Origin of the sequence: Pseudooceanicola antarcticus (assembly GCF_900215355.1) — a bacterium.
In the GTDB taxonomy this organism is placed as follows: Bacteria; Pseudomonadota; Alphaproteobacteria; order Rhodobacterales; family Rhodobacteraceae; genus Pseudooceanicola; species Pseudooceanicola antarcticus.
Genome location: NZ_OBEA01000001.1, coordinates 439,632 through 466,368, shown reverse-complemented (window position 1 = coordinate 466,368; position 26,737 = coordinate 439,632). Strand labels below are relative to the sequence as shown.

Below are 26,737 nucleotides of genomic sequence, written 5' to 3'. Positions count from 1 at the left end.
GGACCCGGAACGCGAAGGCCGCTTACTGTAGCAGGCTGTCAGGCCGGGCGGGGATCGTGTTGCGGTCGCCCATGATCAGCGTCCACCAGATCTTGCCGTTGGTCTCCTGGTGCCAGGCAAAGCCCATGTCGGTGGCATCCTTGGACAGCAGCACCCGGCGGGTGTCGTCCTGGTCCATCCAGGCCCCCAGGGTCTGCACCTCGGTCTCGTAGGTTTCAGAGATGTTCTCTCCGATCAGGGTGCCGGGGTAGCCGACGCGGGCGATCCGGTCGATCGGCGAAGAGCCGTCGGAGCCGAAGTGCCAGGGGCGGTTCTGGTTGGCCATGTCGCGCGAATGGGTGGCGGCGGCGGCGGTCAGCTGGCTGTCCAGCACCACGGGCGCCGCACCGGAGGCGGCGCGCAGGGTGTTCACCGCATCCAGCACGTCATAGGGAATCCGCCCGCGGTCGGAGTTGCTGATCCGATAGAGCCGCGGCAGGGGCAGCCCGTCGGCGCCAAGCTGTTGCGGCGCGGGGGTCGTGGTCGCCACGCAGCCCGAAAGGGCAAGCGTGAACGAAAGCATAAGAAGGAGGAAACGCATTCGGGGTCTACCGAGTTGATTTTCGTTACAACCGCTTAGCGCGGCTGGCGTGCAATATCAAACGCACATGGCCGTGAAGGGGTTCAATGACACTTGTTTGAATTGCGACTGCTACCCTGCGGCCATATGGTACCAAGCGAAATCCGGTGCCCAAGGCCCTTCGGATACGGAGAGACCCATGACCATCCTCAAAGCCCCCACGCGGCGCGCCTTCCTTGCCGGGAGCGCCGCTGCGCTTGCCAGCCCCGCGCTGGCTCAGGACGCTGCCGAAGAGAGCGAAGCAAGCTACGCAACCCCCTTCGGCGATTCCACCGAAGTCGAACGCGACCCGAACGAGACCGCGCGCCGGAACATCTCGTCCTTCCGCTCGCTCAACTGGGAGCCCTACTTCTCGAACACCCGCAACGGTGCCATCCTGGTGGATATCGACAGCCGGGCGCTGCATTTCTGGTCCGAGGACCAGACGATCTACAAGCTGTACCCCACCTCGGTGCCGCTGACCGAGGATCTGACCCGTCGCGGTCGGACTTCGGTGGTGCAGAAGGTCGAGAATCCGACCTGGCGGCCCACCCCTGCCATGCAGAAGCGCAACCCCGAATGGCCCGCCGTGGTCGAGGGCGGCGCGCCGGACAACCCGCTGGGCGTGCGGGCGCTCTACCTCAGCTGGACCTACTACCGGATCCACGGCACCCATGACACGCGAAAGATCGGTCGCAGGTCTTCCAATGGCTGCATCGGGCTCTACAATGAGCATATCCTCGAGCTTTACGAGCTGACGAAGGTCGGCACGCAAGTGTTGCTTATTTGACGACATTTCCCTTTGGGGACTGGGTTTAGGGCATGTTGCCAATTGCTTTTTGAGCCCCTCCCCGCGTATGACGGAATCACGAGGTAAGTCTTGGGTGCCGGGCGTAATATGTCCAAAATCGGCCGGCCTTTATCTGGAGGATAAAATGAAAAAACTCGTTCTCGCCGCCGCTCTGGCCGCTGCCGCCACCACCGCTTCCGCCGGTGCATACTCCGAGCCGATGATCGAAGCTCCGGTCGTCGTCGAAGAAACCACCAGCTCGTCCGCCGGCATCATCCTGCCGCTGATCCTGCTGGCCGTGGTTGCTGCTGCTGTCGCCGACTAATTCGGCAAGCGCAAATGCTTAGGAAGAAGGCGGTGGGTTTCCACCGCCTTTTTTCGTGTCCGGTCGATGGACAGGGGGCGGACAATCAGGCCATGACCCATGACAACTGACCTTTCGCCCTTGATCCGGGCGTTGACGCGGGACGAGGCCGACCTGGCCGCGCAGGTCCACCGACAGGCGCTGGACGCGCGTCTGCCCTGGCTGGCCGGCCTGCACACCCCAGAGGAGGACCGGGGCTTCTACCGCGATCACCTGCACCCCCGTTGCCGGATGGCGGGCCTCTTCGAGGCGGGGCGCCTGCAGGGTGTGATCGTCTTCGCGGATGGCTGGATTGAACAGCTTCACGTTCTGCCAGACGCCCAGGGGCGCGGATTCGGTTCGGCCCTGCTGGAGGTGGCGCAACGCCAGTGCGACGTGCTGCAGCTCTGGACCTTCCAGCGCAACCTTCCCGCCCGCCGCTTCTACGAAAACCGGGGATTCGTCGCTCTGCGCGAAACCGACGGGGCAGAGAACGAAGAGCGCGAGCCCGACGTCCTCTACCAGTGGCGCCGTCAGTCGGGCGCCGGGTAATCCCTGTCGATCAGTCCAGCCAGCCCTGCAGGTTCTTCTCGATCTCGAAGGCCAGAGCCGCGATGTGTTCTTCATCGTCGTTGAGGCAGGGCACATAGGTGAAGCTTTCGCCACCGGCGTGCTCGAAGCTTTCGCGGATCTCTTCGTTGATCTCTTCCAGCGTCTCGATGCAATCGGCGCTGAAGGCAGGCGCGATCACGGCGATCTTCTTCTTGCCCGCCTCGGCCAGCCGCGCGACCTCTTCGACGGTATAGGGCTGCAGCCATTCCTCGGGGCCGAACTTCGACTGGAAGGTCGTGGTGATGCGGCTGTCATCCCAGCCCAGGCGCTCTTTCAGCAGCCGCGTCGTCTTCACGCACTGGCAATGGTAGGGGTCGCCCTCGGTCAGGTAGCGGAACGGCAGCCCGTGGTAGCTGCAGACGAGGATGTCGGGCTCTTCGTCCATCTCGGCGTACTTGCGTTCGACCGAGGCGGCCAGGGCCTCGATATAGGCGGGGCTGTCGAAATAGGGGGGCAGGGTGCGGGTGGCGGGCTGCCACTTCTCGTCCATCAGGGCGCGGAAGAACTGGTCGTTGGCCGTGGCGGTCGTGGCACCTGCATATTGCGGGTAGAGCGGGCAGAAGAGGATCTTCGTGCAGCCCGCCTCGACCATCTTGCGCACCTTCGACTTGGTCGAGGGATTGCCGTAGCGCATGCAGTAATCGACCATGATCACCTCGTCGCCAAAGCGCTCTTCCAGCGCGGCGGTCAGGGCGGCGGTCTGCTGCTTGGTGATCGTCGCCAGGGGCGATTCGTCGGCCTCGGTGTTCCAGATCGTCCGGTAGGCGGCGCCGGACTTGAAGGGCCGGATGCTGAGCACGATGCCCTGCAGGATCGGCTGCCACTTCCACGCCGGGTAGTCGATCACCCGTTTGTCCGAGAGGAATTCGGACAGGTAGCGCCGCATCGACCAATAGCCGGTGTCGTCGGGGGTGCCGAGATTGGCCAGCAGCACGCCGACTTTCTGGCGCGGCAGGGCGGGGTGATCGGCGGGGCCGTGCTCGGGCCGGATGGCATCGGTCATGGGCTCTCTCCTGAAAGGGTCGCCTTCGGAGATAGAGGCTTGGCTCTCAGGGTCAATCCGTCACGCACCGGGGCGCGACGAGATGTCAGGATTTGAGCGGCTTTTCCGCGGTGCCGAGCGCATCGGCCAGCGACGAGAGGGCCGAACCGGGGCGCAGCGGCTGTTGCTGGCTCTCATGCGGGGCCCAGCCGGTCAGGGTGACGAGCTCGAAGGTGGCGGGGGTGCGGCCCTCGGCATTGGCGTGGGTTTCCATGTAGAGCTCGACCGCGCGCAGCATCACCGCGCGGCGGGTCGGCTGGCGCAGGCGCTGGTTCAGCGCATTGCCTTCGCCCATGGCGCGCAGGTCGGCCATCAGCTTGAGCGGGCTTGCGTAGTCCACCTTAACCGTATCGCTGTCGACCACCGGCAGGGCGAAGCCGGCCCGTTGCAGCAGCCCGCCCAGGTCGCGCACCTCGCCCATGGGGGCGATGCGGGGCGACAGGCCGCCTGTCACCTCGATCTCGGCCTGGCCGAGGCAGGCGCGCAGCTCGGTCAGCGTCTGGCCACCGAAGAAGACCGCCAGCAGCAGCCCGTCGGGGCGCAGCGCGCGGCGGCACTGGATGAGCTGGCCCACGGGATCGTTCGACCAGTGCAGGTCGAAGACATGCATGACCAGGTCGGCCGAGCCGGGCTCGATATCCAGCACCTCGGCGGCCCCGACGATACGCGGTACGACGGGGAAGCCCGCCACCAGCCCCTGCCAATGGTCGGGGTAGGGGGTGACGAGCACCGGATCTGTAAACTCCCGCTTAACCATATCCAGCCGATCCTGGAGGTCGAAGGCCGCGCGTTCATGCAGGAACAGCGCCTGGGCTTCGGCGCGGGCGCGGTTGCGCGCGAGGGCTGCGGTATCGGTGAGGGCGGCGGGGGCGGGGTACTGGCTCATGGGACGGATAGATAGGCACTTCGCCGGGGTAGTTCAAACCGCCTTGCGCCTGGTCTACCCGCCGCGCTGCCTGGCCTGTGGCGGGCTGGTGGAAAGCGACTTCGGCCTTTGCGCCGCGTGCTGGCGCGACACGCCCTTCATCGAGGGGCTGGCCTGCGATCTTTGCGGCCTGCCGCTGCCCGGCGGAGAGGCGGGCGAGAGGGCGCATTGCGACCAATGTCTTGCGGACCCGCCGCCCTGGAGCCGGGGCCGGGCGGTGATGCTCTACCATGGCACCGGGCGGCGGCTGGTCATGCAGCTGAAACACGGCGACCGGCAGGATATCGCGGCACCGGGGGGGCAATGGATGGCGCAGGTCATCGCGCCGCTGCTGCCCGAGGGCACGCTGGTGGCACCGATCCCGCTGCACCGCTGGCGGCGCATAAGGCGCAGCTACAACCAGTCGGCGCTGCTTGGCCGCCACATGCTGCGGCATCTGACGGGGCAGGGGGCGCAGCATGTGCCCGACCTGCTGCAACGCATCCGCGCCACCCCCTCGCTGGACGGCAAGTCCCGAAGCGAGCGGCATCGGCTGCTGTCGGGCGCGCTGCGGCTGAACCCCCGCCATGGCGGGCTGGTCGCGGGCCGCCCGCTTCTGCTGATCGACGACGTGATGACCTCAGGGGCGACCTTTCGCGCGGCAACCGGGGTCTGCCGGGCGGCCGGCGCCGGGCCTGTCCTTGTTCTGGCACTGGCGCGGGTCGGCAAAGCATCTTAGGTTAAGCGCTGCAACCAGACCCGGAGAGACCATGCCCGCGATCGAGCTTTACACCCGTCCCACCTGCGGCTTCTGCCATGCCGCCAAGCGCCTGCTGCGCGACAAGGGCGTGAGCTTCACGGATATCGACATCAACGTCGAGCCCGAGCGCCGTGCCGAGATGATCCAGCGCGCCAACGGTGGCTCCACCGTGCCGCAGATCTTCATCGGCGATGTCCACGTCGGTGGCTGCGATGAGCTTTATGCCCTTGAAAACGCAGGTAAGCTGGACGCCCTGCTGGCGATGGAGTGAATCAGGTGAGCACCCCGGTCAAAGCCGCTCTGCTGCAGATCACCTCGGGTGATGACCCCGAGGCGAACCTTGCGATGATCCAGCCCATGGTCACCGAGGCCGCCGCCAATGGCGCCGGTTTCGTGCTGATGCCCGAGGTCTCGAACTGCCTCAGCAACTCGCGCGCGCGCCAGAACGAGGTGCTGCGCCCAGAGGATGAGGACCAGACCCTGAAGGCCCTGCGCGCCCAGGCGGCGGATCTGGGGATCTGGCTGCTGATCGGGTCGCTGGGGATCAAGACCGGGGATGCGGACGGGCGCTTTGCCAACCGCTCCTTCCTGGTGTCGCCCGAGGGCGAGGTCGCCGCCTGGTACGACAAGATCCACATGTTCGACGTGCAGGTCAGCGCCCATGAGACCTACCGCGAGTCCGATGGCTACCGGCCCGGCGATCGCGCCGTGGTGGCGCAGACCCCCTTCGGTACGATCGGCATGACCGTCTGCTACGACGTGCGCTTTGCCTATCTGCACCGCATGCTCGCCAAGGCCGGCGCCACGATCCTGACGGTGCCCGCGGCCTTCAGCCCGGTCACCGGCGCGGCCCATTGGGAGCCCCTGCTGCGCGCCCGCGCCATCGAGACCGGCTGCTACGTGCTGGCGCCCGCGCAATGCGGGCTGCACACGAAGCCCGGCGAGAAGGAGCGCCGCACCCATGGTCACGGCATGGTCGTGGCCCCCTGGGGCGAGGTGCTGCTGGACATGGGGACCGAGCCGGGCATCGGCTATGTCACCCTTGATCCCGCCGAGGTCGAAAGCGCCCGTCGCCGCGTGCCCGCCCTGACCCATGACCGGCCCGTGACGCTTGACGACAGCGCGCTCTAAGACATGAACTCTCCGCGGAATTCCCTGGCGATCACGCTCTTTTCCGAGATCCTCGCGGCGGATCAGATGATCCGCAACCGGCTGTCCAAGGTGCTGCCGAAGGGGATGGAGCTTTCGCATTTTTCGGTGCTGAACCACCTGGCGCGGGTCGGCACCGAGAAGAGCCCGGCGCAGCTGGCGCAGACGTTTCACGTGACGCGCGGGGCGATGACCAACACGCTGAGCAAGCTGGAATGGGCCGGTTACGTGCATATCCGTCCCGATTGGGACGATGCGCGGCGCAAGATGGTGGCGATCAGCCCCGCCGGGCGCCAGGCGCGGGATGCGGCGCTTTCGGCCGTGGCGCCGCTCTTTGCCAGCATGCTGGACGAGATCCCCGAAGAGAAGGTGCGCTCGGTCCTGCCGGTGCTGCGCGAGCTGCGCGGCAAGCTGGACGAGGACCGCTAGGAGGCGAAGATCTGCAGCGCGATGGCGCCGCCGTAGATCACCAGCAGCAGGGTCGATTCCACGCCGATCCGTCCGGGCCCGCTGCGTTCGCGCACCACCAGCCCGCCGATCAGCACCGTGCTCATCAGAAGCGCGGTGACCACCCAGAAGTAATCCTGTTGCCCGACCGCGTGATAGAGCGAGCCATCCCGGTAAGCCGCATCCGACAGCGGCAGGAAGAGCGTGTCGAAGGTATTGCCGCCGATGATCCCGCCGACCGCCAGTTGCAACGCGCCCCGGCGCACGGCGGCCAGCGTGGTGACGAGCTCGGGCAGCGAGGTGGCAACGGCGGTCATCAGCGCCCCCACGAGGGAGGCCGAAAGCCCCGCCCGGTCGGTGATCGCGCTGCCTGCCTGGCCCAGCAGGTAGCCCACGATCCCCATCACCAGCATCAGCCCGGCAAACTCGCCGAACAGCCGCGCGGTCGAGCGGCGCGCGGTGGCCGCGTCTTCCTCTTCTGGGGCATCTTCGCGGGTCTGTCGGGTGCGGACGGGTTTCCACATGGGCTTTTCCTGCACCGCGCGGCTGACCAGCAGCCCGCCGGCATAGGCCACGGGGATCACGTATGAGATCGGGTGCAGGCCCAGCAGGGTCACCTCGGGCGTCACCATCGCGCCGAGGGGCAGCAGCAGCAGGAAGATCAGCAGCACGCCCTGGAAGACATTGGTCAGCTCGGCGGCGGCATGTTCCAGGTTGGCGCGGCGGAAGGCCATGTCGGCCAGCGCCAGGAAGGCGGTCTGCGCGGCGATCCCGCCGACCGAGTTCGAGAAGGCCAGAGAGGCCCGGCCCTCGAGCGCGGTCGAGATCGACACCACGGTGCCTGAAAGAGAGGTCGCGGCGCCGAGGATCACGGCGCCGACGATGGCCTCGCCCAGCCCGGTGCGGTCGGCCAGACGGTCGGCGTAGCCGGTCATCAGCACGCCCGAGACCGCGATGATCCCCGCCAGCGCGACAAAGAGCCCCGCGAGGGGCAGCAGCGACAGGTCAGCGAACATGGGCGGCGGGGCGTTGTCTCATCCCTGCCTCAACGCCCGGCCGCGCTGCCGGTTCCCTGTTCCGGCCCCTATTCCGGGCGCAGCGCGGCGGTGACGTAGTTCACCGAAAGATCGCGGGACGAGATCGACCACTGCCAGGAAATCGGGTTGAAGACATAGCCCTTGCGGTCGACCGGGGTCATGCCGGCCTCGCGGATCAGGGCATAGAGCTCATCCGGGGTGATGAACTTGTCCCATTCATGGGTGCCCTTGGGTAGCCAGCGCATCACCCATTCGGCGCCCACGATGGCCATGGCAAAGCTCTTGGCATTGCGGTTGATGGTCGAGCAGAGGTGCAGCCCGCCGGGCTTCAGGAGATCATGGCAGGCCGAGAGGTAGGCCAGCGGATCGGCCACGTGCTCTACCACCTCCATGTTCAGCACCACGTCGAATTGTTCGCCCGCTTCGGCCATGGCCTCGGCGGTGGTGTGGCGATAGTCGATCTCCAGGCCGGATTGCTCGGCATGGGTGCGGGCGACGGGGATGTTGCGCTCGGCGGCATCGGCGCCGACGACCTCGGCCCCGAGGCGGGCCATCGGTTCGCACAGAAGCCCGCCACCGCAGCCGATATCGAGGATACGCAGCCCCTCGAAGGGGCGCTCATTGCCCAGATCGCGGGCATATTCGGCGGCGATCTGGCTGGTGATGTACTCCAGCCTTACCGGGTTCATCATGTGCAGCGGCTTGAATTTGCCCGTGGGGTCCCACCATTCGGCGGCCATGGCCTCGAACTTGGCAACTTCGGCGGCGTCTACCGTGGTTCTGTCGGTTTGCATTCCGGACTCCTTGCGGTCATGCTGGCGTGACCCTTCTTATATGGGACAGATATGGATAGAAACTCGGGTCATAAGAGCGCAAGCCAAGTGCTCTATCCGCCGCTCGATCCCTTCGACCAGCGGATGCTGGCCGTGGGCGAGGGGCACGAGCTGTATGTCGAGCAATCGGGCAACCCCGAGGGAGAGCCCGTGGTGGTGCTGCATGGCGGACCGGGGGGCGGCTGTTCGCCCGCGATGCGGCGCTATTTCGACCCCGAGCATTACCGGATCATCCTCTTCGACCAGCGCGGTTGCGGCCGCTCGCGGCCCTATGCCAGCGTCGAGGACAACACCACCTGGCACCTGATCCGCGATATCGAGAAGATCCGCGAAACGCTGATGATCGACACCTGGTGCGTCTTCGGCGGGTCCTGGGGCGCGACGCTGTCGCTGCTCTATGCCCAGACCCATCCCGATTGTGTGCGTCACCTGGCCCTGCGCGGCGTCTTCCTGATGACGCAGAGCGAGCTCGACTGGTTCTATGGCGGCGGCGCCGGCAAGTTCTGGCCCGAGGCCTGGGCGCGGTTCACCGATCCGATCCCGGAAGACGAACACGATGATTTCATCGCCGCCTATGCGCGGCGGCTCTTCACCGGCAACCAGGTGGAGGAAGTGAAATACGCCCGCGCCTGGTCGGTCTGGGAGAACGGCCTGGCCTCGATGGCCAGCAACGGCATGGGCGGAGAGCCTCCGGGCCAGTACGCCCGCGCCTTTGCGCGGCTGGAGAATCACTATTTCCAGCACCTGGGCTGGATCGAGGAGGGCCAGATCCTGCGCGACCTGGGCAAGATCGCCCGCATCCCCGGAGATATCGTCCAGGGGCGTTTCGACATGATCTGCCCGCCCGCCAAGGCCTGGGAACTGGCGCGCGGCTGGGCGGCCAGCGAGCTGCACATGATCCCCCATGCGGGCCATGCGCTGTCCGAGCCCGGTATCACCGCCAAGCTGGTGCAGGTCATGGACCAGCGGGCGAGAGGCTAGGGGCTCGCCCGCCCGTCGCCGGAGGCGACAAACAGATGGCGGAGGGGGGCTCTGCCCCCCGCCCTGCGGGCTCCCCCCGGAGTACTTGCAGCCTGGTGATGATATTGGAGCTGATGGGGCGCGGCGCTTTCCCGCAGGGGTTTCGGCGCATCCCCCTTGCGATTCGCTGAAACCGGGCGTATATCCCGCTCAACAGCGGCGCGTCGAACCCTCTGGGAACGAAGCTCCACCGGGAATTCGACGGGCCGCGTGCCCGTTTTTTTGTGCCCGGATCCGATATGACCGACCTTATCGCCAAGACCGCCATCGACCGCCGCCTGGCCGAGATCGTGGGTCCCGTTATCGAGGACCTCGGCTTCGAGCTGGTGCGCATCCGCCTGATGGGCGGCAATACCAAGACCCTGCAGATCATGGCCGAGCGGCCGGATGGCGGGATCGAGGTGGACGAATGTGCCGCGATCTCCAATGCCGTTTCCGCGGTGCTGGATGTCGAGGACCCGATCACCGAGAACTACAGCCTCGAGGTCTCCTCTCCGGGGATCGACCGGCCGCTGACCCGGCTGAAGGACTTCGACACCTACGAAGGCTACGAGGCCAAGATCGAAACCGCCGAGCTGGTCGGCGGCCGCAAGCGCTTCAAGGGCGTTCTGGCGGGGATCGAGGACCAGGACGTTCTGGTCAATATCGAGGACCAGGGCGAAGAGGTCACCGTGGGTCTGAACTTTGACTGGCTGGCAGATGCCAAGCTGGTGCTGACCGACGATCTGATCAAGGAAATGCTGAAGGCGCGCAAGAAAGCGGGCGTTCTGGACGAAGAGACTTTCGACGAAATCGAGACCGACAACGGTTCCCAGGAGGACTGACCATGGCAATCACCTCTGCCAACCAGCTTGAACTGCTGCAAACCGCCGAGGCCGTGGCCCGCGAGAAGATGATCGACCCCGGTCTCGTGGTCGAGGCGATGGAAGAATCGCTCGCCCGCGCCGCAAAGAGCCGCTACGGCGCCGAGATGGACATCCGTGTCTCGATCGACCGCAAGACCGGCCGCGCCACCTTCACCCGCGTCCGCACCGTGGTCGAGGATGAAGAGCTGGAGAACTACCAGGCCGAGATGACCGTCCAGCAGGCCAAGCAGTACATGGCCGATCCCCAGATCGGCGACACCTACGTCGAGGAAGTGCCCCCGGTCGAAATGGGCCGGATCGCCGCGCAGTCGGCCAAGCAGGTCATCCTGCAGAAGGTCCGCGAAGCCGAACGGGATCGCCAGTACGACGAATTCAAGGACCGCGCCGGCACCATCATCAACGGCGTCGTCAAGCGCGAGGAATACGGCAACGTCATCGTCGACGTGGGCCGTGGCGAAGCCATCCTGCGCCGCAACGAGAAGATCGGCCGCGAGGCCTACCGTCCGAACGACCGTATCCGCTGCTACATCAAGGATGTGCGCCGCGAGACCCGCGGTCCGCAGATCTTCCTCAGCCGTACCGATCCGCAGTTCATGGCCGAGCTGTTCAAGATGGAAGTGCCCGAGATCTACGACGGCATCATCGAGATCAAGGCCGTGGCCCGTGATCCGGGCTCGCGCGCCAAGATCGCCGTGATCTCCTACGATGGCTCCATCGACCCCGTCGGCGCCTGTGTCGGTATGCGCGGTTCGCGCGTGCAGGCCGTGGTGAACGAGCTGCAGGGCGAGAAGATCGACATCATCCCGTGGTCGGAAGACATGCCGACCTTCCTCGTGAACGCACTGCAGCCGGCCGAAGTGTCGAAGGTGGTTCTGGACGAGGAAGCCGAGCGTATCGAGGTCGTGGTGCCCGAAGAGCAGCTGTCGCTGGCCATCGGCCGTCGCGGTCAGAACGTGCGCCTGGCGTCGCAGCTGACCGGTCTCGACATCGACATCATGACCGAGGAAGAGGAATCCGCCCGCCGTCAGAAGGAGTTCGAGGACCGCACCAAGCTGTTCATGGACACCCTGGACCTGGACGAGTTCTTCGCTCAGCTGCTGGTTTCGGAGGGCTTCACCAACCTGGAAGAAGTCGCCTATGTCGAGCAGGACGAATTGCTGGTCATCGACGGTGTCGACGAGGACACCGCCCAGGAGCTGCAGACCCGTGCCCGCGAATTCCTGGAAGCCCAGGCCGAAGCCGCACTCAAGCACGCCCGCGAGATGGGTGCAGAGGACAGCCTCATTGAATTCGACGGCCTGACCCCCCAGATGGTAGAGGCCCTGGCCGAAGACGGCGTGAAGACGCTGGAAGACTTCGCCACCTGCGCCGACTGGGAACTGGCCGGCGGCTGGACCACGGTGAACGGCGAGCGGATCAAGGACGAAGGCCTGCTCGAAAAGTTCGACGTTTCGCTGGAAGAAGCCCAGCAACTGGTGATGACCGCCCGCGTTCTGCTGGGCTGGGTCGATCCCTCCGAGCTGGAGCCCGACGTGGAAGAGCTGGAAGTGACCGAAGGCGAAGAGGGCGATGCCCCTGAGGCCGAGGTCTGAGACCGGGATCGGAGGCGCGCCAATGAGCCGGGGCGGCAAGGACAAGGATCGGGCCGATGGGCCCGATCGCAAGTGCATCGTCACGGGTGAGGTCGCACCGAAGAGCGGCCTGATCCGCTTCGTCGTCGGGCCCGAGGGCCAGGTGTTCCCGGATCTGGCAGGCAAGCTGCCCGGTCGCGGCATCTGGGTCTCGTCCACCCGCGAGGCGATCGAGACGGCGGCGAAGAAGAAGCTGTTTTCGCGCTCTGCGAAGACGCAGGTCACGGTGCCGGAAGGCCTGGCCGACATGGTCGAGGGCCTTCAGGCCAAACGGGTCTGCGAGCTTCTGGCTCTGGCGCGCAAGTCCGGCGATGCGGTCGCCGGGTACGAGAAAGTGAAAGATATGTTGGCCAAGGAAGAGGCTTCGACCCTCATCCAGGCCAGCGACGGGTCCGAGCGCGGCAAGTCCAAGCTCTCGACCCCCTACCGGGGCAATTTCATCGGCTGGCTCACCGCGAATGAGCTGGGCTTGGCCTTCGGCAGGGAAACTGTCATACACGCCGCCTTAGGAACTGGCGGTTTGAGCAAACGTGTTGTAGAGGAGGCCGCAAGGCTTAAAGGCCTGCGTGCCTGACGCATGAGGCGGGAGGGTCCCGTCTGAAAGGAAGATTAGCCATATGAGCGACAACGACGGTAAGAAGACTCTGGGTGTTCGAGGCGGCGGTCCCCGTGCTGGGAACGTGAAGCAGAGCTTCAGCCACGGCCGCACCAAGAACGTCGAAGTGGTGACGAAGCGCAAACGCGTTGTCGTGCCCAAGCCGGGCTCGGGCAAATCTGGTGGCAATGCGGCGCTGGGTGATCCCAACAAGCGCCCCAAGGGCATCACCGATGCCGAGATGGAACGTCGCCTGAAGGCCGTTGCAGCTGCCAAGGCGCGCGAGTCTGAAGAGGCCGAACGCCGCGCCCGCGAAGAGAAAGAGCGCGAAGAAGAGCGCCAGCGTCGTCGCGAAGCGGCGGAGCTGAAAGAGCGTGAGCAGCGCGAGGCCGAGGAAAAGGCCAAGGCGAAGGCCGAAGAGGAAGAGCGCAAGCGCCGCGAGGAGGCCGAGGCCGCCAAGCGTGCCGCGACTGCCGCTGCTGCCCCTGCCGCCGCCCCCGGCGACGACGCCGGCCGCGCCGCCAAGGGTCCGGCTCGTGCCAAGCCCGCCGGTGGTGCCGTGCCCGAGCGCAAGGAACGTGACGACCGCGGTGGTCGTGGCAAGGGCCGCGACGATGGCCGTCGCTCCGGCAAGCTGACGCTGAACCAGGCTCTGTCCGGTGGCGAAGGCGGCCGTCAGAAGTCCCTGGCCGCGATGAAGCGGAAGCAGGAGCGTGCCCGTCAGAAAGCCATGGGCGGCCCCGTCAACCGCGAGAAGGTCGTGCGCGACGTTCAGCTGCCCGAGACCATCGTGGTCTCCGAGCTGGCCAACCGTATGGCCGAGCGTGTCGCCGATGTGGTCAAGGCCCTCATGCAGAACGGCATGATGGTGACCCAGAACCAGACCATCGACGCCGATACCGCCGAACTCATCATCGAGGAATTCGGCCACAAGGTGCAGCGTGTCTCGGATGCCGACGTCGAAGACGTCATCAAGGCGGAAGAGGACAAGCCCGAAGATCTGAAGAGCCGCCCGCCGGTCATCACGATCATGGGTCACGTCGACCACGGCAAGACCTCGCTGCTGGATGCGATCCGCGATGCCAAGGTGGTTGCCGGCGAAGCCGGTGGCATCACCCAGCATATCGGCGCCTACCAGGTCACCACCGAGAGCGGCGCCGTCCTGTCGTTCCTCGACACCCCCGGCCACGCGGCCTTCACCTCGATGCGCTCCCGTGGTGCCCAGGTGACGGATATCGTGGTGCTGGTGGTGGCGGCGGATGACTCGGTCATGCCGCAGACCATCGAAGCCATCAACCACGCCAAGGCTGCCGGTGTTCCGATGATCGTGGCGATCAACAAGTGCGACAAGCCTGCCGCCGACCCGGACAAGGTCCGTGCGGAGCTGCTGCAGCACGAGGTGATCGTCGAGAAGATGTCGGGCGACGTACAGGACGTCGAGGTTTCTGCCCTGACCGGCAAGGGCCTGGACGAGCTGCTGGAAGCCATCGCGCTGCAGTCCGAGATCCTGGAACTGAAGGCCAACCCCGATCGTGCCGCCCAGGGCGCCGTGATCGAGGCTCAGCTGGACGTGGGCCGTGGCCCCGTCGCCACCGTGCTGGTCCAGACCGGTACGCTGCGCCAGGGTGACATCTTCGTCGTCGGCGAGCAGTACGGCAAGGTCCGTGCGCTGGTGAACGACAAGGGTGAACGCGTCAAGGAAGCCGGTCCGTCGGTGCCCGTCGAGGTGCTGGGTCTGAACGGCACGCCCGAGGCCGGTGACGTGCTCAACGTGACCGAGACCGAAGCCCAGGCCCGCGAGATCGCCGAGTACCGCCACAACGTCGCCAAGGAGAAATCCGCGGCGGTCGGCGCCGGCACCTCGCTGGAACAGCTGATGGCCAAGGCCAAGGCCGACGAGAACGTCGCCGAGCTGCCGGTCATCGTGAAGGCCGACGTGCAGGGTTCTGCCGAAGCCATCGTGCAGGCCCTGGAAAAGGTCGGCAACGACGAGGTCCGCGTGCGGGTCATCCACTACGGCGTCGGTGCCATCACCGAAACCGACGTGGGCCTGGCCGAAGCCTCGGGTTGCCCGGTCATCGGCTTCAACGTGCGTGCCAATGCTCCGGCCCGTAACAGCGCCAACCAGAAGGGCGTCGAGATCCGCTACTACAGCGTGATCTACGACCTCGTGGACGACGTGAAGGCAGCGGCCTCCGGCCTGCTCAGCAACGAGATCCGCGAGAACTTCATCGGCTACGCCGCGATCAAGGATGTCTTCAAGGTGTCCAACGTCGGCAAGGTCGCAGGCTGTCTGGTCACCGAAGGTGTGGCCCGCCGCTCTGCCGGTGTCCGCCTGCTGCGCGACGACGTGGTGATCCACGAAGGTACGCTGAAGACCCTGAAGCGCTTCAAGGACGAGGTGTCGGAAGTCATCTCGGGCCAGGAATGCGGCATGGCCTTCGAGAACTACGAAGACATCCGCCCCGGCGATGTCATCGAGATCTTCGAGCGCGAAGAGGTCGAGCGGAAGCTCTGACCCCCGCGCCAAGCGACAAGCGAAAGGCCGGTCCCCCTGGGGCCGGCCTTTTTCGTTGTGCCCTGGTCGGGCGGCGGGCCCACTCTGGGCCCGATCTGCCAAGGTGCCGGTGTTGACCGGACAAAGAAAAAGCGGCCCCGGGGGACCGCTCCTTCAACTTGGTCGTCTGATCGCAGCTCAGGCGGCGGCGGTCTGCGACACCGGCGAGCCGGTGAAGAGTTGCTGGCCGACACGGACTTCGACTTTGCCGTTCGGAAGAGCGCGGACGAAGGTGCCCTGCACGGAAACGCAGGTACCGAGAGTGATGGTCTTCAGCATGGTAGTCCCCTTCCCATTCCAGAAATTTACATCTGACTCATTTATACCCCACGATTTGTTAGTAGAGCATCCAAAAATTACGCAAGCTTCAGGCTTTTGACACAAAAAACGCACAATTCGTCGCCGCAGCGCGGAAAACTCGCTGCGTCGCGGCAAAATGACTTGGTGGTCACCGGGGGAATCTGCCTATCGCGCCCGCAGTATCTCTCTGACATGTCTATTAAATGGGCTGACCTACCGGCAGCTTCGCGGGCGGTGAGGAACCATCCGCAGCCGTCTGGAAAGGTGATTCGCCTAGAGCCAGTCGCGCAGCAAGGGGATCAGAGGGATATCTGCCGGGGGCATCGGGTAGTTGCGCAGCTCATTGCCGCGCGCCCAGGCCAGGGTCTGGCCTTCCTTCGGCTGCGGCACCCCCTGCCACTTGCGGCAGGCAAAGAGCGGCATGAGCAGGTGGAAGTCATCGTAGCTGTGGCTGGCGAAGGTCAGCGGCGCCAGGCAAGAGGCCCAGGTGTCGATGCCCAGCTCTTCCTGAAGCTCGCGGATCAGGGCCGCTTCCGGCGTCTCTCCGGCCTCGACCTTGCCTCCGGGAAACTCCCAGAGGCCGGCCATGGATTTGCCCTCGGGGCGCTGTGCGAGCAGCACGCGCCCGTCGACGTCGATCAGGGCGACGGCAGAGACGAGGATGATCTTCTTGCTCACGAGCGGTAATCCGCGTTGATCGAGATGTAGCCGTGGGTCAGGTCGCAGGTCCAGACCGTGGCGGTGCCGCCACCAAGGCCCAGATCGACCGAGATGGTGATCTCCTGCTGCTTCATCAGCGCGGCGCCCTGCTCTTCGCGGTAATCCGGGCTGACCCAGCCGTTCTCGGCGACCAGCACGTCGCCGAAGCGGATCGACAGCAGATCGCGGTCGGCGGCGGCGCCGCTCTTGCCGATGGCCATGACGACGCGGCCCCAGTTGGGGTCCTCACCGGCGATGGCGGTCTTGATCAGGGGAGAATTGGCGATGGCCATGGCATGGGTCTTGGCGTCGGCGTCCGAGGCCGCGCCCGAGACATGGACCTCGACGAACTTGGTGGCCCCCTCGCCGTCCTTCACCACCTGGTGCGCCAGGTCCAGCATCACGCCGCGCAGGGCGTCGATGAAGGCGGTGCTCTCGGCGGTGACGCGGGCACCCGAGGTGCCGGTGGCGCCCATCAGGAGCGTGTCCGACGTCGAGGTGTCGCTGTCCACGGTGATGCAGTTGAAGGTCACATCGGTCAGCGTGCTGAGCATGTCCTGCAGCACCGAGCGTTCGACCACGGCATCGGTGAAGACATAGACCAGCATCGTCGCCATATCCGGCGCGATCATGCCCGATCCCTTGGCGATCCCGGCGATCTTCACCGTCTTGCCATCCACCATCACCTCGGCAGAGGCGCCCTTGGGGAAGGTGTCGGTGGTCATGATGGCGCGGGCGGCTTCCTCGATTTTGCCGGGGTCCAGCGCCTCCTTCAGCTCTCCGAGCTTGGCGGTGACGCGCTCATGCGGCAGCGGCTCGCCGATGACGCCGGTGGACGAGGTGAAGACCCGCCCCTCATCGAGGCCCAGGGCCTCTGCGGCGGCCCGGGTCACGGCCTTGGTGGCAGTGACGCCGTTCTTGCCGGTGAAGGCATTGGCGTTGCCCGAGTTGACGACGATGGCAGCGGGGCCGCTGCCATCAAGGCCGATCTTGGCCTGGCAATCCAGCACGGGGGCGGCACGGGTGGCGGAGCGCGTGAAAACGCCCGCCATCACGCTGCCCTCGTCCAGCAGGGCAAGCATCACGTCCCGGCGTCCCTTGTATCGGACGCCGGCCTCTACCGTTGCGAAGCGCACGCCGTCGATGACGGGCAGCGCGGGAAAGGCGGCAGGCGCCAGTGGAGAGGTCGGATACTTGCCCACGGGGGATTACTCCTGAAGTTCCTGATAAAGCGGCATGACCGACGCTTGGCTCAGGTCGAGGGACCCGAAGTCGGCAACCGAGGAATCGGAGTTTGCGGTGAGTTCGTCAAGATAGGCCGTGCTTTCGCTTTCCTGCAGCGCGGCGACGATCTCGTCACGGACCTCGGCCAGCTCGGGCTTGCGCTCGCGGGTTTCGTTCAGCTGGATGACATGCCAGCCGAATTGCGTCTGCACCGGCGCAGAGACGGTGCCCGGCTCCATCTCGATCAGCGCATCGCCGAAGGGCTTCACCATGCGGTCGGGGGTGAACCAGCCCAGCTGGCCGCCGTTGGGACCCGAGGGACCGGTGGATTCGTCACGCGCCAGCTTGGCGAAATCCTCGCCGTCCTCGAGACGCTCGAGGAGCGCCTTGGCCTCTTCCTCGGTCTCGACCAGGATATGCGAGGCATTGTATTCGGTCGGGCCGGAGGCATCCTCGGGGTAGCGCTCTTCGAACTCGGCCTGGATGCGCTCTTCGGTGATCGTCGCATTGAGGTGTTGCAGCATGGCATCGGTTGCCATCAGCCTGCGCTCGGTATTGTCCAGCAGCAGGGCCGAGGCCTTGGCCATTTCGCCTTCGTACTGCTGGCGCAGGGTCTCTTGCTGCACCAGCTGCTGCAGCAGCGGAGCGCCGATCTGGCCCAGGGGCATCTGGTTGTAGGGATCGGGCGCCTCGATCTGCGCGGCGATCACATGGCCCATGGTAATCTCGGTTTCGCCGACCTTGGCCAGCACCGTGGAGAGCGTGATGGGCCCCTCGACGACCAGCGCATCGCCTGCCGGGGCGGGTGCCGTGGCCTGACCTTCTTCTGCCATGAGTTGAGCAGGAAGGCCGAGCGCCAGCGCGGCAGCAAGGGTGAGACGATGCAACATGGAATTTCCTCCGGTTTTCCACGCGGGTGCGTGGCGTTGACACTGCTGGGTCCGCCTACTACATCGCCTTATGGCAAAGGGCTCGGCGGCCTTTCCGGCTCTGTGTAAGGGTCGTAAGGGCAGCATACAACAGGCCCCTGCCACACGATGGCGTCAGGAAGCGGAAAGTAGATCATGCTGGGTATCGGAACATTCGCCAAGAAGGTCTTCGGCACGCCGAACGACCGAAAGATCAAGGCGACGCGCCCGCTGATCGCAAAGATCAATGCCCTGGAAGAAGAGTTCCAGGCACTCTCGGACGAGGCGCTGAAAGCCAAGACGAACGAGTTTCGCCAGAGACTCGAGCAGGGCGAAACGCTGGACGACCTGCTGCCCGAAGCCTTTGCCAACTGCCGCGAAGGGGCCCGCCGTGCCATTGGCCTGCGGGCTTTCGACGTGCAGCTCATGGGCGGGATCTTCCTGCACCAGGGTAACATCTCCGAGATGAAGACCGGCGAGGGCAAAACCCTCGTGGCCACCTTCCCCGCCTATCTGAACGCCCTCACGGGTCAGGGCGTGCACGTGGTGACCGTGAACGACTACCTGGCGAAACGTGACGCCGAGTGGATGTCGAAGGTTTACGGTTTCCTCGGGCTCACCACCGGCGTGGTCCATCCCGGACAGGGCGAAGAGGCGAAGCGGCAGGCCTATCTCTGCGACATCACCTATGCCACCAACAACGAGCTGGGCTTCGACTACCTGCGCGACAACATGAAGTCCGAGCTCAAGGACATCTACCAGCGCGTCCACAACTTCGCCATCGTCGACGAGGTGGACAGCATCCTGATCGACGAGGCCCGCACCCCGCTGATCATCTCGGGTCCGGCGCAGGACCGCAGCGATCTCTATACCGCCATCGACAAGCTGATCCCCTCGCTCGGTGATGAAGATTTCACCAGCGACGAGAAGCAGCGCAGCGTCACCTTCACCGAGGAAGGCAACGAGAAGCTCGAGCAGCTGCTGCACGAGAACGGCCTGCTGGAAGAGGGCGCGACGCTCTACGACCCCGAGTCGACCTCCATCGTCCACCACGTCAACCAGGCCCTGCGCGCCCACAAGCTGTTCATCCGTGACCAGCATTACATCGTGCGCGACGGCAGCGTGGTGCTGATCGACGAATTTACCGGCCGCATGATGGCCGGCCGCCGCCTCTCCGAGGGTCTGCACCAGGCCATCGAGGCCAAGGAAGGCGTCGACATCCAGCCCGAGAACGTGACCCTGGCCCAGGTCACCTTCCAGAACTACTTCCGCCTCTACAACAAGCTCTCGGGCATGACCGGCACGGCGATGACCGAAGCCGAGGAATTCTCCGAGATCTACGGGCTCGGCGTGGTCGAAGTGCCGACCAACCGTCCGATTGCGCGGCAGGATGACGACGACCGCATCTACCGGACCCAGCAGGAAAAGTACCAGGCGATCATCGAAGAGATCAAAGTGGCGCATGAGAAGGGCCAGCCGGTCCTCGTGGGCACCACCTCGATCGAGAAGTCCGAACTGCTGTCTCAGCTGCTGACCCAGGCCGAGCTGCCGCACAACGTGCTGAACGCCCGCCACCACGAGCAGGAAGCGCAGATCGTCGCCGAGGCCGGCAAGCTGGGTGCGGTGACCATCGCGACCAACATGGCGGGCCGCGGCACCGACATCAAACTGGGTGGCAACGTCGAGATGAAGGTCATGGAGGCGCTGGAAGCCCAGCCCGAGGCCGATCCCGACGCCATCCGCCAGCAGATCGAGGCCGAGCATGTCGCGGCCGAGGAAGAGGTGAAAGCCGCCGGCGGTCTCTACGTCCTCGCCACCGAGCGTCACGAGAGCCGCCGCATCGACAACCAGCTGCGCGGCCGTTCCGGCCGTCAGGGCGATCCGGGTCGGTCCTGCTTCTTCCTGTCGCTGGAAGACGACCTGATGCGCATCTTCGGCTCCGAGCGCCTGGACAAGGTGCTGTCCGGTCTCGGCATGAAGGAAGGCGAGGCGATCATTCACCCCTGGGTGAACAAGTCGCTGGAACGCGCCCAGGCCAAGGTCGAGGGCCGCAACTTCGACATGCGCAAGAACGTGCTGAAGTTCGACGACGTGATGAACGACCAGCGGAAGCTGATCTTCGGCCAGCGCCGCGAGATCATGGAAGCCAAGGATCTTTCCGAGATCGTTCAGGACATGCGCTTCGAGGTGATCGAGGATCTGGTCACCCAGTACATGCCGCCCAAGACCTATGCCGACCAGTGGGATACCGAGGGCCTGAAAGAGGCCTGCCGCGAGAAGCTGGGCCTTGATGTGCCGGTCGATGACTGGGCCGCCGAGGAAGGCGTCGATGACGAGCAGATCATCGAGCGCCTGGAAAGCGCCAGCAACGAGGTCATGGCCAGGAAGGCCGCCGATTTCGGCCCCGAGAACATGCGCATGATCGAAAAGCAGATCCTGCTTCAGGCCATCGACGGCAAGTGGCGCGAGCACCTGCTGCGCATGGAGCATCTGCGTTCGGTGGTCGGCTTCCGCGGCTACGCGCAGCGCGACCCGCTGAACGAGTACAAGAACGAGGCCTTCGCGCTCTTTGAATCGCTGCTGGATTCGCTGCGTGAGGATGTCACCCAGACCCTCGCCCGCGTCCGCCCGATGACCGAGGAGGAGCGCCAGGCCCAGATCGCCGCCCTGCAACAGCAGATGGCTGCGCAGCAGGCCCAGGTCGATGCCGCCGTGCGCCAGGCCGAGGCCCAGGCCTCGGGCGAGCCGGTGGCTGGTGTGAACCCCGAGGGCGAAGGCTACGTGCCGGGCTTCGACGAGAACGACCCCGCCACCTGGGGCAACCCGTCGCGCAACGCGCCCTGCCCCTGTGGCTCGGGCAAGAAGTTCAAGCATTGCCACGGCGCGCTGGCCTGAGCGCGCTCTGACAGGCTCTAACGCCTTCCGGGGGAGTTGATCCGGGCCTCGCGCCTGATTGACTCCCCCAAGGCGCCACACCTGTGACAGAATCCGCCGCAATGCTTGTGCAAGCGCAGGAGGGTTCAGAATGCCGATCGCCAAGGCTGCATTGATCAAGATGGTCGCCTATTCGGGGGCCGGTCTCGCCGTGGCGGGATCTGCCGGCTTCGTGATGCAGCAACAGCGGCAGCCTTCCCCCGCCCCGGTCGCCATCGCAACGCCCGCCGTCGCCGCGCCCGCAGCCCCCGCAGTGACCGAGCTGACCGCCGAGGCCCCCGTGGCCTCCGCCCTTCCCGAAGCGCCCGAGACCCAGGCCGCGCTCGATACCTCCCCGCTTGCCCTGCGCGAGATCGAGCTCACCTCTTCTCCGGTCACCCTGCCGGAAAACGATCCCGCCTCTGCGGACTTCGGTGGCCAGGCGCAGCTGTTGCAGGCCCAGGCCGAGCTGCCCGTCGCCGAGGGCGACACACCCGAGGGCACCGCCGAAACGGCCTCGGACGAATGCGCCATCAGCCTCACCGCCGAATCCCAGGCCGCCGCCATGGTGGACCTCAGCCTTTCCGCCCCCTGCTACGCCGGAGAGCGCGTCGCCATCCATCACGAAGGCATGGTCTTTTCTGAGCTGACCGATGACGAGGGCCAGCTCTCGGTCGCCGTACCGGCGCTGGCCGAGTTCGCCATCTTCGTTGCCGTCTTCCAGGACGGCGAAGGCGCCAGCGCCGATACCGAGGTCAGCTCTCTTGCCTTCTATGACCGGTCTGTCCTTCAATGGCAGGGCGCGACGGGGCTCGAGCTGCATGCGCTGGAATATGGCGCGGCCTACGAAGAGCCGGGCCACGTCTGGTCCGGCGCGCCGCAGGACATCACCGTCGCCGCCACCGGCGAAGGCGGCTTCCTGACCCAGTTGGGCAATCCCGAGCTGCCGCAGGCGCGGATGGTGCAGGTCTATTCCTTCCCGCTGGGGATCGCGCGCAAGGCCGGCGACATCGACCTTTCGGTCGAGGTGCAGGTCACCGAGGACAATTGCGGCGGCGATGTCACCGGCCAGGTGATCCACGTGGCCGAGGCGCAATTCGGCAGCTTCCATGACCTGAATGTCACGATGCCCGCCTGCGACGCCACCGGGGACTATCTGCTGTTGAAAAACCTCCTGGACGACCTGAAAATCGCGGCCAACTAGGTTCCGGACACCGGGGTGCCAGATGCGAGTTATCCGTGCGGCGTTCTGCGCCGCACTTTTCCTTTTATGCCCGGCACTTGCCGTCAAGGCGCAGGATGTCACCCTGACCTCGCGCGACGGGGCGGTCGAGCTGTCCGGCGATCTGTTGGGATTCGACGGCGAATTCTACCGGCTGCAGACCGAGTTCGGCGTGCTGACGCTGGATGGCTCGGGCGTGCTCTGCGCGGGGCCGGGCTGCCCCGACCTGACCGATTTCGTCGCCCGCATCACCATCTCGGGCGCGGAGACCGTCGGAGAGATCCTGATGCCCGCCCTGGTCGAGGGGTTCGCCCTGCGCGCGGGCCTTGGCGTCACCCGTGAGCAGGTCGCGGCGGGACAGGTGCTTTATACCCTCAGCGAGCGCGACACGGGCCGGGTGGCCGGAGAGTTCACTATCCACAGCCACACCACGGACCGCGGCTTTGAAGAGCTGATCGCGGATGGGGCCGACCTGGTCATGGCCCTGCGCGAAGTGCGCGAGGCCGAGCTGACCGCGGCGCGCGAGGCGGGGCTAGGCGATCTGACCCAGCGGGGCCGCGCGCGGGTGCTGGCGCTGGATGCGCTGGTGCCCATCGTGGCGCCGGGCAACCCGGTGCAGAGCATCACCATGCCCGAGCTGGCCAAGGTCTATGCCGGAGAGATCGACAACTGGCAGGACCTGGGCGGTGCGGATGCGCCCATCGTGCCGCATCTGCGGCGGATGAGCTCTGGTCTGGGCCAGGTGGTGCAGGACCGGCTGCTGGCCCCGGTCGAGGTGACGCTGGCCGAAACCGCGGTCGAGCATGACAGCGATGAAGCGCTCTTGCAGGCGGTGCTGTCCGACCCCTTCGCCATCGGGCTCTCTTCGGCCTCCGAGGTCGGCTCTGCCGCCGGGCTGGCGCTCTCGGGCGAGTGCGGCTTCACACTGCAGGCCACCCGCCGCAACGCCAAGACAGAGGATTACCCGATGACCGCGCCGGTTTTCCTTTACCAGCCCGCCGTGCGGCTCCCCAAGCTGGCACGCGACTTCCTGGCCTATACCCGCGATCCCCAGGCGCAATACGTCATCCGACGCGCCGGTTTCGTCGACCAGCTGCCCGAGGAGGTGGCCATCGACGACCAGGGCGACCGCTTCGCCAATGCCATCGCCCAGGCCGGAGAGGAAACGCCCCTGGCCGAGCTGCAGCGCATGATCGGCACGCTCACGGGGATGAAGCGCCTGACCACCTCGTTCCGCTTCCGCGCCGGCTCGACCCGGCTGGATGCGCAATCGCTGTCCAACGTGCGGCTGCTCGCCGGTGCGCTGGAAAGCGGCCAGTACGACGGGCGGCAGATCCTGCTGGTCGGCTTCTCGGATGGTGAGGGCGGTGCCGAGGCCAACCGCGCCATTTCGGCCCGCCGTGCCGAGACCGTGCGCCGCGCCATCCTCGCCGCCGCCGAGACCGCCGACCTGTCGCGCATCGAGCTGGGCACCGACGCCTTCGGAGAGGCCATGCCCATGGCCTGCGACGACAGCGAATGGGGGCGCAGGGTCAACCGCCGGGTCGAGGTCTGGCTGCGCTGACGGCGTCTGCTTTCCATTTTCGCAGCCCACCTTTCCACATCGTGGAAAGGTTCAGTTTTTCCATCGCCAGCCGGGGCAAAGCGGATATCTTGCGGCGGAGATTTGACAGGAGACCAGCATGACCCGTTACGTGACCCGCGCCGGATTGTCCGTGGCAGAAGAGCTCGCCACCCTCGTGGAAGAGCAGGTGCTGCCCGGAACCGGGGTGAAGCCCGAGGGCTTCTGGGGTGGCTACGACCGCCTTCTGCGCAAGCTGGTGCCGCAGAACCTGGCCCTGCTGGAGAAGCGCGAGACCCTGCAGGCGCAGATCGACGACTGGCTTGTCGCCCGCAAGGGCCAGCCCTGGGACGGCGAGGCCTATCGCGCCTTCCTGAAGCAGATCGGCTACCTGGTGCCCGAGGGCCCCGATTTCACCATCGGCACGAAGAACGTCGATGACGAGATCGCCGTGACCGCAGGCCCGCAGCTGGTGGTTCCGGTGATGAACGCCCGCTTCGCGCTGAACGCTGCCAATGCCCGCTGGGGTTCGCTTTACGATGCGCTCTATGGCACCGACGCCCTGCCCGGCGCGCCCGAGGGCAAGAGCTATGACCCCAAGCGCGGTGCGCAGGCGGTGGCCTGGGCGGCCGAGTTCCTGGACCTGGCAGTGCCGCTGAAGACGATCTCTCATGCCGAGGTGACCGAGTACCGCCGCGGCGGCGAAGAGCTGGTGGCCGTGTCGCCTTCGGGCGTACATGGGTTCAAGGACCCCGCAGCCTTTGTCGGCTACCGCGAGGAAGGCGAGACCGCCACCTACATGCTGCGCCACAACGGCATGCACATCGGGTTGCTGATCGACCCCGCCCATCCGGTGGGCCGTGACAGCCCCTCTGGTCTGAAGGACGTGCTGCTGGAAAGCGCCCTGACCGCGATCCAGGATTGCGAAGACAGCGTTGCCGCCGTCGATGCCGCCGACAAGACCGCCGTCTATGCCAATTGGCTGGGCCTGATGAAGGGTGACCTTGAAGAGAGCTTCGAGAAGGGCGGCAAGCAGATGACCCGCCGCCTGGCCCCCGACATGGCGCTGCTCTCCCCCGCCGGAGAGCCGATGTCGCTGCAGGGCCGTGCCCTGCTGCTGGTGCGCAACGTGGGCCACCTGATGACCACCGACGCCGTGCTCTGCGAGGGCGAAGAGACCCCCGAGGGCATGCTGGACGCCCTGGTCACCGTCGCCTGCGCCATGCACGACCTGAAGAAGGAGAGCGGGCCGCGCAATTCCCGCAAGGGCTCGGTCTACGTGGTGAAGCCGAAGATGCACGGCCCCGAGGAAGTGGCTTTCGCCGAGAAGCTCTATGCCGAGGTCGAGGTGATCCTGGGTCTGCCCAAGAATACCGTGAAGCTGGGGGTGATGGACGAAGAGCGCCGCACCTCGGTGAACCTGCGCGAATGCATCCGCGCGGTGAAGGACCGGCTGGTCTTCATCAACACCGGCTTCCTCGATCGGACCGGCGACGAGATCCATACCTCGATGCAGGCCGGGCCCTTCATTCCCAAGGCAGAGATGGCCGGTGCCGCCTGGCTCCAGGCCTATGAGAACGGCAACGTGGACACGGGCCTGGCCTGTGGCCTGCAGGGGCGCGCCCAGATCGGCAAGGGCATGTGGGCCAAGCCCGACCGCATGGCCGAGATGCTGGAGGCCAAGACCGGCCATCCGATGGCCGGGGCCAATACAGCCTGGGTCCCCTCCCCCACGGCCGCCACGCTGCACGCGACGCATTACCACCAGGTCGATGTCTTCGCCCGCCAGGACGAGCTGAAATCGCGTGAGAAGGCCTCTCTCGACGCCCTGCTGACCCCGCCGCTGCTTGCGGGCCGCAACCTGACCGAGGAAGAGGTCTCCCGCGATCTGGACAACAATTGCCAGGGCATCCTGGGCTATGTGGTGCGCTGGATCGACCAGGGAGTAGGCTGCTCCAAGGTGCCGGACATCAACGATGTCGGGCTGATGGAGGATCGTGCCACGCTGCGGATCTCGTCCCAGTACCTGGCCAACTGGCTGCTGCATGGTCTGGTGACCGAGGCGCAGGTGGAAGAGGCGCTGAAGCGCATGGCGGTGAAGGTGGATGCCCAGAACGCGGGCGATCCCAGCTACACCCCCATGGCACCCGGTTTCGACGGCGTGGCCTTTGCCGCCGCGCGGGACCTGATCTTCACCGGCACCACCCAGCCCTCGGGCTATACCGAGCCAGTGCTGCATGCCCGCCGCCGCGAGGCCAAGGCCAAGGCAAGCCCCCAATGATCCAGGTCACCCGCCTCGACCTCGCCGATGCGCGCCTGTTGCTGGACGGTGCCAAGGCCAAGGCCACGGAAATCGGCGTGCCCATGTGCATCGCCATCACGGACGAAGGCGGCAACCTGCTGGCCTTCGAGCGGATGGAGGGCGGCAAGGTGACCTCGATCACCATCGCCATCGACAAGAGCTTTACCGCCTCGGGCGCGAAGAAGGCGACCCATGAGTATGGCGCCGCCGCCCAGCCCGGCGCGCCGGCCCATGGCATCGGTTCGGCCATTGGTGGGCGGCTGATGGTCGTGGCCGGTGGTCTGCCGGTCATGGCCGGCGGCGAATGCGTCGGCGGTATCGGTGTCAGCTCGGGCACGCCGGGACAGGACCGTGAGGTCGCCGAGGCCGGGCTTGCGGCATTCGAGGCGACACTCTGAGGCGCCAGCCAAGCCCCGGGATCACG

26 protein-coding genes are annotated in these 26,737 nt (G+C 66.0%); 17 read left to right on the top strand and 9 right to left on the bottom strand.

Annotated elements, in window-relative coordinates:
* Nucleotides 1-22: 22 nt before the first annotated feature.
* Complete coding sequence (gene dalA / locus CRO50_RS02295) at nt 23-580, bottom strand: divisome-associated lipoprotein DalA (protein ID WP_097144247.1); 558 nt, start codon at nt 578-580, stop codon at nt 23-25.
* A 178-nt stretch (nt 581-758) separates the two neighbouring features.
* On the opposite strand from dalA, the gene CRO50_RS02290 reads away from it, so the two are divergent.
* The 3 genes from CRO50_RS02290 (at nt 759) to CRO50_RS02280 (ending at nt 2,283) form a co-directional block, all read left to right on the top strand.
* Nucleotides 759-1,388 (top strand): L,D-transpeptidase, encoded by a 630-nt coding sequence (locus CRO50_RS02290; protein WP_097144246.1) that lies wholly within the window; start codon nt 759-761, stop codon nt 1,386-1,388.
* 145 nt (nt 1,389-1,533) lie between these two features.
* The gene (locus tag CRO50_RS02285; RefSeq protein ID WP_097144245.1) at nt 1,534-1,713 is read left to right on the top strand and encodes a hypothetical protein; all 180 of its coding nucleotides are present in this window, start codon (nt 1,534-1,536) and stop codon (nt 1,711-1,713) included.
* A 99-nt stretch (nt 1,714-1,812) separates the two neighbouring features.
* Complete coding sequence (locus CRO50_RS02280) at nt 1,813-2,283, top strand: GNAT family N-acetyltransferase (protein WP_097144244.1); 471 nt, start codon at nt 1,813-1,815, stop codon at nt 2,281-2,283.
* 10 nt (nt 2,284-2,293) lie between these two features.
* Here CRO50_RS02280 and hemH read toward each other — a convergent pair whose 3' ends face one another.
* Both hemH and CRO50_RS02270 read right to left on the bottom strand, forming a co-directional pair.
* On the bottom strand, nt 2,294-3,346 hold the full coding sequence (gene hemH / locus CRO50_RS02275) for a ferrochelatase (RefSeq protein ID WP_097144243.1): 1,053 nt from the start codon (nt 3,344-3,346) through the stop codon (nt 2,294-2,296).
* Between the two features lie 85 nt (nt 3,347-3,431).
* On the bottom strand, nt 3,432-4,271 hold the full coding sequence (locus tag CRO50_RS02270; RefSeq protein ID WP_097144242.1) for a methyltransferase domain-containing protein: 840 nt from the start codon (nt 4,269-4,271) through the stop codon (nt 3,432-3,434).
* On the opposite strand from CRO50_RS02270, the gene CRO50_RS02265 reads away from it, so the two are divergent.
* The 4 genes from CRO50_RS02265 to CRO50_RS02250 are packed head-to-tail and all read left to right on the top strand — an operon-like array spanning nt 4,270 to nt 6,627.
* Entirely contained in the window at nt 4,270-5,028 is a 759-nt protein-coding gene (locus tag CRO50_RS02265; protein WP_097144241.1) for a ComF family protein, read from the top strand. The two genes, CRO50_RS02270 and CRO50_RS02265, sit on opposite strands and share 2 nt — an antisense overlap.
* Before the next feature lie 31 nt (nt 5,029-5,059).
* Entirely contained in the window at nt 5,060-5,320 is a 261-nt protein-coding gene (gene grxC / locus CRO50_RS02260) for a glutaredoxin 3 (protein WP_097144240.1), read from the top strand.
* 5 nt (nt 5,321-5,325) lie between these two features.
* Nucleotides 5,326-6,180 (top strand): carbon-nitrogen hydrolase family protein, encoded by an 855-nt coding sequence (locus CRO50_RS02255; protein ID WP_097144685.1) that lies wholly within the window; start codon nt 5,326-5,328, stop codon nt 6,178-6,180.
* A gap of 3 nt (nt 6,181-6,183) precedes the next feature.
* Nucleotides 6,184-6,627: a MarR family winged helix-turn-helix transcriptional regulator gene (locus CRO50_RS02250; protein WP_097144239.1), complete on the top strand. Its 444-nt coding sequence runs from the start codon at nt 6,184-6,186 to the stop codon at nt 6,625-6,627.
* Here the strand turns inward: CRO50_RS02250 and CRO50_RS02245 are convergent.
* Nucleotides 6,624-7,661: a sodium:calcium antiporter gene (locus CRO50_RS02245; RefSeq protein WP_097144238.1), complete on the bottom strand. Its 1,038-nt coding sequence runs from the start codon at nt 7,659-7,661 to the stop codon at nt 6,624-6,626. The genes CRO50_RS02250 and CRO50_RS02245 overlap by 4 nt on opposite strands.
* 68 nt (nt 7,662-7,729) lie before the next feature.
* Complete coding sequence (ubiG, locus tag CRO50_RS02240) at nt 7,730-8,476, bottom strand: bifunctional 2-polyprenyl-6-hydroxyphenol methylase/3-demethylubiquinol 3-O-methyltransferase UbiG (RefSeq protein ID WP_097144237.1); 747 nt, start codon at nt 8,474-8,476, stop codon at nt 7,730-7,732.
* 51 nt (nt 8,477-8,527) lie between these two features.
* On the opposite strand from ubiG, the gene pip reads away from it, so the two are divergent.
* From pip to infB, 5 genes are all read left to right on the top strand, one after another.
* Nucleotides 8,528-9,496 (top strand): prolyl aminopeptidase, encoded by a 969-nt coding sequence (gene pip, locus CRO50_RS02235; protein WP_097144236.1) that lies wholly within the window; start codon nt 8,528-8,530, stop codon nt 9,494-9,496.
* Between the two features lie 278 nt (nt 9,497-9,774).
* A complete protein-coding gene (gene rimP / locus CRO50_RS02230) occupies nt 9,775-10,359 on the top strand; it encodes a ribosome maturation factor RimP (protein WP_097144235.1) in 585 nt (194 codons plus the stop codon).
* Nucleotides 10,360-10,361: 2 nt separating this feature from the next.
* On the top strand, nt 10,362-11,993 hold the full coding sequence (nusA, locus tag CRO50_RS02225; protein WP_097144234.1) for a transcription termination factor NusA: 1,632 nt from the start codon (nt 10,362-10,364) through the stop codon (nt 11,991-11,993).
* A gap of 22 nt (nt 11,994-12,015) precedes the next feature.
* Complete coding sequence (locus tag CRO50_RS02220) at nt 12,016-12,606, top strand: RNA-binding protein (protein WP_097144233.1); 591 nt, start codon at nt 12,016-12,018, stop codon at nt 12,604-12,606.
* Between the two features lie 43 nt (nt 12,607-12,649).
* A complete protein-coding gene (infB, locus tag CRO50_RS02215) occupies nt 12,650-15,145 on the top strand; it encodes a translation initiation factor IF-2 (protein ID WP_097144232.1) in 2,496 nt (831 codons plus the stop codon).
* A gap of 177 nt (nt 15,146-15,322) precedes the next feature.
* Here the strand turns inward: infB and CRO50_RS20040 are convergent, their stop codons facing one another.
* From CRO50_RS20040 to CRO50_RS02195, 4 genes are all read right to left on the bottom strand, one after another.
* Nucleotides 15,323-15,463, bottom strand: a complete 141-nt coding sequence (locus CRO50_RS20040) for a hypothetical protein (RefSeq protein WP_010142302.1) — start codon at nt 15,461-15,463, stop codon at nt 15,323-15,325.
* Between the two features lie 294 nt (nt 15,464-15,757).
* The gene (mutT, locus tag CRO50_RS02205) at nt 15,758-16,162 is read right to left on the bottom strand and encodes an 8-oxo-dGTP diphosphatase MutT (protein ID WP_097144231.1); all 405 of its coding nucleotides are present in this window, start codon (nt 16,160-16,162) and stop codon (nt 15,758-15,760) included.
* Complete coding sequence (argJ, locus tag CRO50_RS02200; protein WP_097144230.1) at nt 16,159-17,385, bottom strand: bifunctional glutamate N-acetyltransferase/amino-acid acetyltransferase ArgJ; 1,227 nt, start codon at nt 17,383-17,385, stop codon at nt 16,159-16,161. Before argJ ends, mutT begins: the two co-directional genes overlap by 4 nt.
* Before the next feature lie 6 nt (nt 17,386-17,391).
* On the bottom strand, nt 17,392-18,297 hold the full coding sequence (locus CRO50_RS02195; RefSeq protein ID WP_157791751.1) for a peptidylprolyl isomerase: 906 nt from the start codon (nt 18,295-18,297) through the stop codon (nt 17,392-17,394).
* A gap of 174 nt (nt 18,298-18,471) precedes the next feature.
* On the opposite strand from CRO50_RS02195, the gene secA reads away from it, so the two are divergent.
* From secA to CRO50_RS02170, 5 genes are all read left to right on the top strand, one after another.
* Complete coding sequence (gene secA, locus CRO50_RS02190) at nt 18,472-21,210, top strand: preprotein translocase subunit SecA (protein ID WP_097144228.1); 2,739 nt, start codon at nt 18,472-18,474, stop codon at nt 21,208-21,210.
* A 130-nt stretch (nt 21,211-21,340) separates the two neighbouring features.
* The gene (locus CRO50_RS02185; RefSeq protein WP_097144227.1) at nt 21,341-22,432 is read left to right on the top strand and encodes a translocase; all 1,092 of its coding nucleotides are present in this window, start codon (nt 21,341-21,343) and stop codon (nt 22,430-22,432) included.
* 22 nt (nt 22,433-22,454) lie between these two features.
* A complete protein-coding gene (locus CRO50_RS02180; protein WP_097144226.1) occupies nt 22,455-24,014 on the top strand; it encodes a phosphate ABC transporter substrate-binding/OmpA family protein in 1,560 nt (519 codons plus the stop codon).
* 118 nt (nt 24,015-24,132) lie between these two features.
* Nucleotides 24,133-26,292 (top strand): malate synthase G, encoded by a 2,160-nt coding sequence (locus CRO50_RS02175; protein ID WP_097144225.1) that lies wholly within the window; start codon nt 24,133-24,135, stop codon nt 26,290-26,292.
* The gene (locus tag CRO50_RS02170; protein WP_097144224.1) at nt 26,289-26,711 is read left to right on the top strand and encodes a GlcG/HbpS family heme-binding protein; all 423 of its coding nucleotides are present in this window, start codon (nt 26,289-26,291) and stop codon (nt 26,709-26,711) included. Before CRO50_RS02175 ends, CRO50_RS02170 begins: the two co-directional genes overlap by 4 nt.
* The last annotated feature ends 26 nt before the right edge of the window (nt 26,712-26,737 follow it).